Source organism: Parashewanella curva (assembly GCF_003675895.1).
GTDB lineage: Bacteria > Pseudomonadota > Gammaproteobacteria > Enterobacterales > Shewanellaceae > Parashewanella > Parashewanella curva.
Map to the genome: position 1 here is coordinate 39,089 of NZ_ML014785.1, position 6,212 is coordinate 45,300.

Sequence of the window (6,212 nt, forward strand, 5' to 3'; positions counted from 1 at the left end):
ATTAATATAAGTTGGAAAATATGATCAAACCAAAGTTAAACTCCGTAACGATAGCGGTTGTACTGGCACTAGTTGCGGTTGCATGGATTGCAACAGGCACGATTTCAACCAGTCAAGACAGTAGTGAGCAAGCTCAAACTCACCAGCAGCAACAAAAAAAGCAGTCATTATTTAAAGTGCAAGTTGCTGATTTTACCGCAAATGAAATGAGCAATATCCTTAATCTTCGCGGTCAAATCGAAGCACCAAAACAGGTGTCATTAAAAGCTGAAGTCTCTGGTAAAGTGATCAAAAAGAACATCCTTAAAGGTGAGCAAGCCCAAAAAGGGCAAGTGATTATTCAACTTGAGGAAAATGCCAGAAAACTCTCTCTTGAATCAGCTAAAGCCGATTTATTAGTAAAGCAAGCTGATTTACAAGCCAGCGAACGCCTGTTCAAAAAGAAGCTGGTTTCATCAAATCAACATAAGCAAGCACAGGCACAGTTAGCGAATGCCGAAGCTAACGTAAAACAGTTGCAACTTAACCTACAACATACACAAATCAAAGCACCGTTTAGTGGTATTTTGAATGAACTCACTGCAGAACCCGGTAGTTATGTAGGGGTCGGCGATCCGATAGGTACTCTAGTAGACAATAGTTATTTGTTGATCGTGGCTCAAGTGCCTCAGCGGGACATTGCAAATATCAAGCAGGGCTTGCCAGTAACGGCAGAGTTGACCAATGGTAGTATGGTACAAGGTAAGGTGAGTTACATTTCTCAATCTGCCGATCCTCAAACTCGTACTTACCGAGTGGAAGCTAAAGTCACAGGCTTACAGTCATTACCTGCTTTTGGGCAAAGTGCCAAAGTAGCATTGGATTTGAATTCAATTAATACCCACAAAATACCAGCATCAATGCTGGATTTATCCACTGATGGTCGTTTACAAGTCAAAGGGGTAAATGAGCATAATCAAGTGAACACTTATTTGGTTGATCTTATTCGTTCAGATCTTTCTGGAGTTTACGTAACAGGTCTCCCAGAGCAAGTCACCTTAATCACCGTTGGTCAGGGGTTCGTTGCCAATGGGCAAACTGTTGAACCTCAGTATGTGACCTTGGAAAAGGAATAACGGTATGGGTCGATTGATAGACTGGGCGATGGATAGAAGCCGCGCCGTTTTATTATTATTGTTTTGTGTGATTTTAGCGGGTTCAGTGGCTTATGTGGCTATACCCCGTGAATCGCAGCCAGATGTTGCTATTCCCAATATTTATGTTTCTATGGTGCACGAAGGGATCTCATCATCAGATGCCGAGCGTTTGTTAGTGCGTCCGATGGAAAAAGAGCTTCGCAGCATTGAAGGCGTAAAAGAGATGAAATCGGTGGCCTCGGAAGGCCATGCGTCGGTATCGCTTGAGTTCGATGCTGGTTTTGATTCCGCTCAAGCTTTGCTAGATGTGAGAGAAAAAGTCGATTTAGCCAAAGTTAAGTTGCCGTCGGGCGGTGAAGAACCTGAAGTTCACGAAGTAAATGTGGCTTTGTTTCCCGTGTTATCCATGAGTTTGTCAGGACCGATCCCTGAACGACAACTGCTTAGATTAGCTCGGGATCTTAAGGATGATATTGAAGCCTTACCTGAAGTATTGGAAGTAGAGATTGGTGGCGACCGTGAGGAAGTATTAGATGTAATTGTCGATCCTCTAATCCTGGAGACCTACAACATCGATTTTCTGCAAGTGATCCGCAGTATCAGTAACAACAATAAACTTGTTGCTGCCGGAGCCATTGATAATGGTGATGGACGAATGGTGGTTAAAGTACCGGGCGTTGTCGAAGATATTGATGACATGCTCGCGCTGCCGATCAAAACCGTTAATGATACCGTGGTAACCTTTGGAGATGTCGCTTCTATTCGCCGTACTTACAAAGATGCCCAAGGTTTTGCACGACTAAATGGCCAAAGCTCAATTAACCTTGAAGTGAAAAAGCGTGTCGGTGAAAATATCATTGCCACTATTTCTAAGGTGAAACAGATAGTCGCTGAAAAAGAGGGTTTCTGGCCGAGTACATTGAGCTTAGATTACACCTTAGATCAGTCCGATCAAATCAACACCATGATTGGTGACCTACAAAATAATGTCATCAGTGCGGTTATTATGGTGATGATTGTGATCATCGGTGCCTTAGGTTTTCGCTCTTCTCTGTTAGTGGGCATGGCGATACCAGCGTCATTTCTTGCTGGGATTTTAGTCATCTACATGATTGGCTATACCTTAAATATCGTGGTTTTGTTCAGCTTAATTTTAGTGGTGGGAATGTTGGTTGATGGTGCTATTGTGGTTACCGAACTGGCTAATCGTTATGCCGATAACGGCCTAACGCCCAAGCAAGCGTTTGCCATGGCATCAAAAAGAATGAGCTGGCCTATCATCGCATCTACAGCTACAACATTAGCAGTGTTTGTTCCATTAGTGGGTTGGCCGGGTATTGTTGGTGAATTTATGAAATACCTGCCGATCACGGTAATGATCTGCTTGATCGCTTCATTGTTCGTGGCTTTGGTGTTCCTGCCTGTGCTAGGTGCTGCCATAAGCAAAAAAGCTCCCAGTAGAAACGAGAGTGCTGAGACTGCTCTTGTTGATGACACAGAGCAAGCTGAAGCCCATGGTAAAGGCTGGTATTCAAAGACCTTAGCGTTAGGCTTACGTCACCCAACCAAGGTGTTTGGCCTGACGATCATGGCGATCATTATCAGTTACATGAGTTATTTTACCTTTGGATTAGGGACAGAGTTCTTCCCTGATACAGAGCCTGATAGTGCTAAAGTACTGGTTCATGCTCGTGGTGATTTGTCTATTTACGAAAAAGATAAGCTGCTTCGCCACGTTGAAGAACGTTTGATTGGTATGCCTGAGCTTAAGTCTGTTTCAGCACAATCTTATAATCAAGCGCCTAACCAGCTGGCTGAAGATGTCGTGGGTACGGTTCAGTTTCAATTTATTGATTGGAAATGGCGTCGTCCTGCATCGAAAATCCTTGACGAAATGCGCCAAAAAACAGCCGATATTGCTGGCGTTAAATTAGAGTTTCGTAAACAAGAAGATGGTCCAAGTGCCGGTAAACCTATTCAATTACAAGTCAGTGGTATTAGCCAAGAGAACATTTACCATGCGGTAGATATGATCCGAGCTGAAATGGATAAAACTGACGGTCTAAAAGATATTGAAGATAACCGACCTCTGCCTGGCATCGACTGGCAGGTGACGGTAGATCGCCGCGCTGCTGCGCGTTATGGCGCTGACATTAACCTTATTGGTAGTGCCATCCAAATGATGACTCGTGGTTATAAGGTTACAGACTTTAGACCCGATGATGCTGAAGAAGAAGTCGATATTATGATCCGCTTTCCACAAAGCGAACGCAATTTAGATCAGCTGTCTAATTTCAGTATTCAAACGCCATCTGGCTCTGTGCCGTTATCTAATTTTGTAGAGTTAAAGCCAGTTGCGAAAACAGGAACCATTAAACGTGTCGATGCCAAACGGGTTATTACCATACAAGCAGACATAAAAGAGGGTTTTTTAGCCAGCGAACGTTTGCAAACCCTGCAATCCAAGTTGAAAAACGAGAGCTTCCCTGCTGATATTCGTATTACCGAAAAAGGCGATTCTGAAGATCAAAAAGAAACAGGGGTATTTTTATCTCAAGCTTTCTTTATTTCGGTGTTTGCCATGTTGATGATTCTGCTTATGCAGTTTAATAGCTTTTATCAAAGCTTGCTGGTACTGAGTGCTATTATTTTTTCAACCGCTGGGGTATTACTCGGACTGTTAGTCGCTCAACAAGCTTTCGGTGTTGTGATGGTTGGTTTAGGGATCATTGCGTTAGCAGGGATTGTGGTAAACAACAATATCGTATTGATTGATACTTACAATGCAATGCGTAAACAAGGTCATTCTGCTTATCATACGGCTTTGATAACAGGGGAATTACGTTTACGACCAGTGCTGTTAACCGCAGGGACGACCGTACTTGGTTTGATCCCTATGGTACTGTCGATGAACCTTGATTTTATTAATCGAGAAGCCGCGTTCGGCGCACCGTCTACTCAATGGTGGACACAATTAGCCAGTGCGATTGCCGGTGGCTTAGCGTTTGCAACGGTACTGACCTTATTCTTAACTCCGTGCTTGTTGGTGTTAGGGGCTAATGTCTCGAGTTGGTGGAATAATCGTCGCTCTGTTAAAACGGCGTGATATTCCATGCCTAAGCCATAACCTAGAGTCTATGGTTTGGGTGTATACCCGTGATGTCTCAAGATACACAGTTGCATCTTGAGTTATCACGGGTATAATACCTCGCGAGTTGACCGAGACAATCGCTGCATCATCTTTATGGATGGTGGGGAGGAAAGTCCGGGCTCCAAAGAGCAGGGTGCCAGATAACGTCTGGGCGGCGTGAGCCGACGACAAGTGCAGCAGAGAGAAGACCGCCAAGCTTGCTTGGTAAGGGTGAAAGGGTGCGGTAAGAGCGCACCGGGCCACTGGTAACAGTTGGTTGCAAGGTAAACTCCACTCGGAGCAAGATCAAATAGGTTCCCGCATGGCGTGGCTCGCGTTGGGAACGGGTAGATTGCTTGAGCCTGCGAGCGATTGCAGGCCTAGACGAATGATTGTCGCTGTCGCAAGACAGAACAGAACCCGGCTTACAAGTGTCAACTCACTAATTCTATAAAAATGTCGACTTCGGTCGACATTTTTGCTTTCTACGCTAGGCTCAATCTATAACCTCTAGATCAGGATAGAATGGGCATGCAATCTATCAGTGATGTTCTTTATCGTATTTCATTAGTGCTTATCGTACTTGCAATCGTCAGTTTTGTTTATTGGGATAAGGCGATTGCTCTCTACTGTTACCAGCTGTTTGAAAATACTGCTTTATTTGATGCTATGCATTTATTAGGCGCAAGTACAGGAACAGGGGTGATCTTACCGCTTGTTATCATCGTTGGGCTATTGATTTTGCTTCTTTATTCGAAAGGCAAAATTGATAGTATTCATGATATGAAAGTCGTATTTAGCGGTTATACTTTAGCGATTGGCGTTACTTTTTTGCTTAAGTTTTTGCTTGGTCGTTATCGTCCGAAACTATTTATCGAGCATGACTGGTATGGCTTTCATGGCTTCACACTCATCCACGATTACAGCTCAATGCCGTCTGGGCATGCCACTATGGCGGCGAGTTTGATTATCCCAATAGGGATAGTCCTTTATCAAAAACACAGACTGCTTGCCTTGTTGACTGTTAGCTTTGGCGTATTTTTAGGATTAAGTCGGATCATTATCAGCATTCATTTCTTCTCTGATGTGTTGGTGGGCATGGCTATTGGATTAAGCTGTTTTGCTTTCGCACTTCAAAAAATTAAATCTCAACTATACTGACTCTGCCTAATGAAATTTATCAACATAAGGACGTGAATGATGAAAAAAACACTATTGGCAATAATACTGGCGGGTTTCTCTACGACAGCAATGGCTCAGTGGGGAGCTGGTGTACATTACATTGGTATTATGAGTAATGATAGTGGGCCAGATGTATCGTTAAATGGAATTCAAGGATCGTTATCCTACCGTTTTGATGTCGGTGAAGGTTTCGATATCATCCCCGAGCTTAGATATGCAACAGGTGTCGGTGAAGATGACGTTTCTGTACCAAGTCCTATTCCTGGCCAAGTGCAAACCATTGACATTGAGCTTGAAGCTGCATTTGGTTTGGCTGTTCGCGCTCAATATGAATGGGATAATGGATTCATCATTTATGGCGAACCGACTTATACCCGTATAGATTCTAAAGGTACGACAAGCATTCTTGGAAATAACCTGAGTGTTGACTCTGATGATTGGAAACTCGGCATTGGTGCTGGCGTAGGATATCGCTTAACCGACAGTTTAGTGGTTGATTTTTCTTACAATCGTTCAAATGATGTGGATATTGCTAACATTGGCTTGCGGTTTGATTTTTAAGTTTTTCATCAAACGGCAATGATTAAATTGAAAAGGGGGCATTAAAAATATGCCCTCTTTCTATCTTTATCTATTTAACTCAAGTTTCGGAGTTCAAATCCAACAATAAAAATCGTTTATCATGTTGATATTTAAAGAAAAGGTAAGGGTTTGCGTGTTATAATCTTGTTGCTTAGACAAAAACTAAAACACACAAACCCTTA

4 protein-coding genes and 1 other RNA gene are annotated in these 6,212 nt (G+C 43.1%); all 5 read left to right on the forward strand.

Translation table 11 applies throughout. The features are described from left to right. Window positions 1-20: 20 nt before the first annotated feature. The 5 genes from D5018_RS12520 to D5018_RS12540 all read left to right on the forward strand — a co-directional run bounded on the left by D5018_RS12520 (window position 21) and on the right by D5018_RS12540 (window position 6,009). Entirely contained in the window at window positions 21-1,115 is a 1,095-nt protein-coding gene (locus D5018_RS12520) for an efflux RND transporter periplasmic adaptor subunit (RefSeq protein ID WP_121839342.1), read from the forward strand. Window positions 1,116-1,119: 4 nt separating this feature from the next. Further along, window positions 1,120-4,242, forward strand: a complete 3,123-nt coding sequence (locus tag D5018_RS12525; protein ID WP_121839343.1) for an efflux RND transporter permease subunit — start codon at window positions 1,120-1,122, stop codon at window positions 4,240-4,242. Between the two features lie 105 nt (window positions 4,243-4,347). Next, window positions 4,348-4,712: RNase P RNA component class A (gene rnpB, locus D5018_RS12530), an RNA gene on the forward strand. 85 nt (window positions 4,713-4,797) lie between these two features. Next, entirely contained in the window at window positions 4,798-5,427 is a 630-nt protein-coding gene (locus tag D5018_RS12535) for a phosphatase PAP2 family protein (protein ID WP_165905060.1), read from the forward strand. A gap of 36 nt (window positions 5,428-5,463) precedes the next feature. Continuing rightward, window positions 5,464-6,009 (forward strand): outer membrane beta-barrel protein, encoded by a 546-nt coding sequence (locus D5018_RS12540; RefSeq protein WP_121839345.1) that lies wholly within the window; start codon window positions 5,464-5,466, stop codon window positions 6,007-6,009. Window positions 6,010-6,212: the final 203 nt, after the last annotated feature.

Coding starts and splice junctions, on each gene's coding strand:
- D5018_RS12520 (WP_121839342.1), top strand. CDS start 21: ATGATCAAACCAAAGTTAAACTCCGTAACGATAGCGGTTGTACTGGCA.
- D5018_RS12525 (WP_121839343.1), top strand. CDS start 1,120: ATGGGTCGATTGATAGACTGGGCGATGGATAGAAGCCGCGCCGTTTTA.
- D5018_RS12535 (WP_165905060.1), top strand. CDS start 4,798: ATGCAATCTATCAGTGATGTTCTTTATCGTATTTCATTAGTGCTTATC.
- D5018_RS12540 (WP_121839345.1), top strand. CDS start 5,464: ATGATGAAAAAAACACTATTGGCAATAATACTGGCGGGTTTCTCTACG.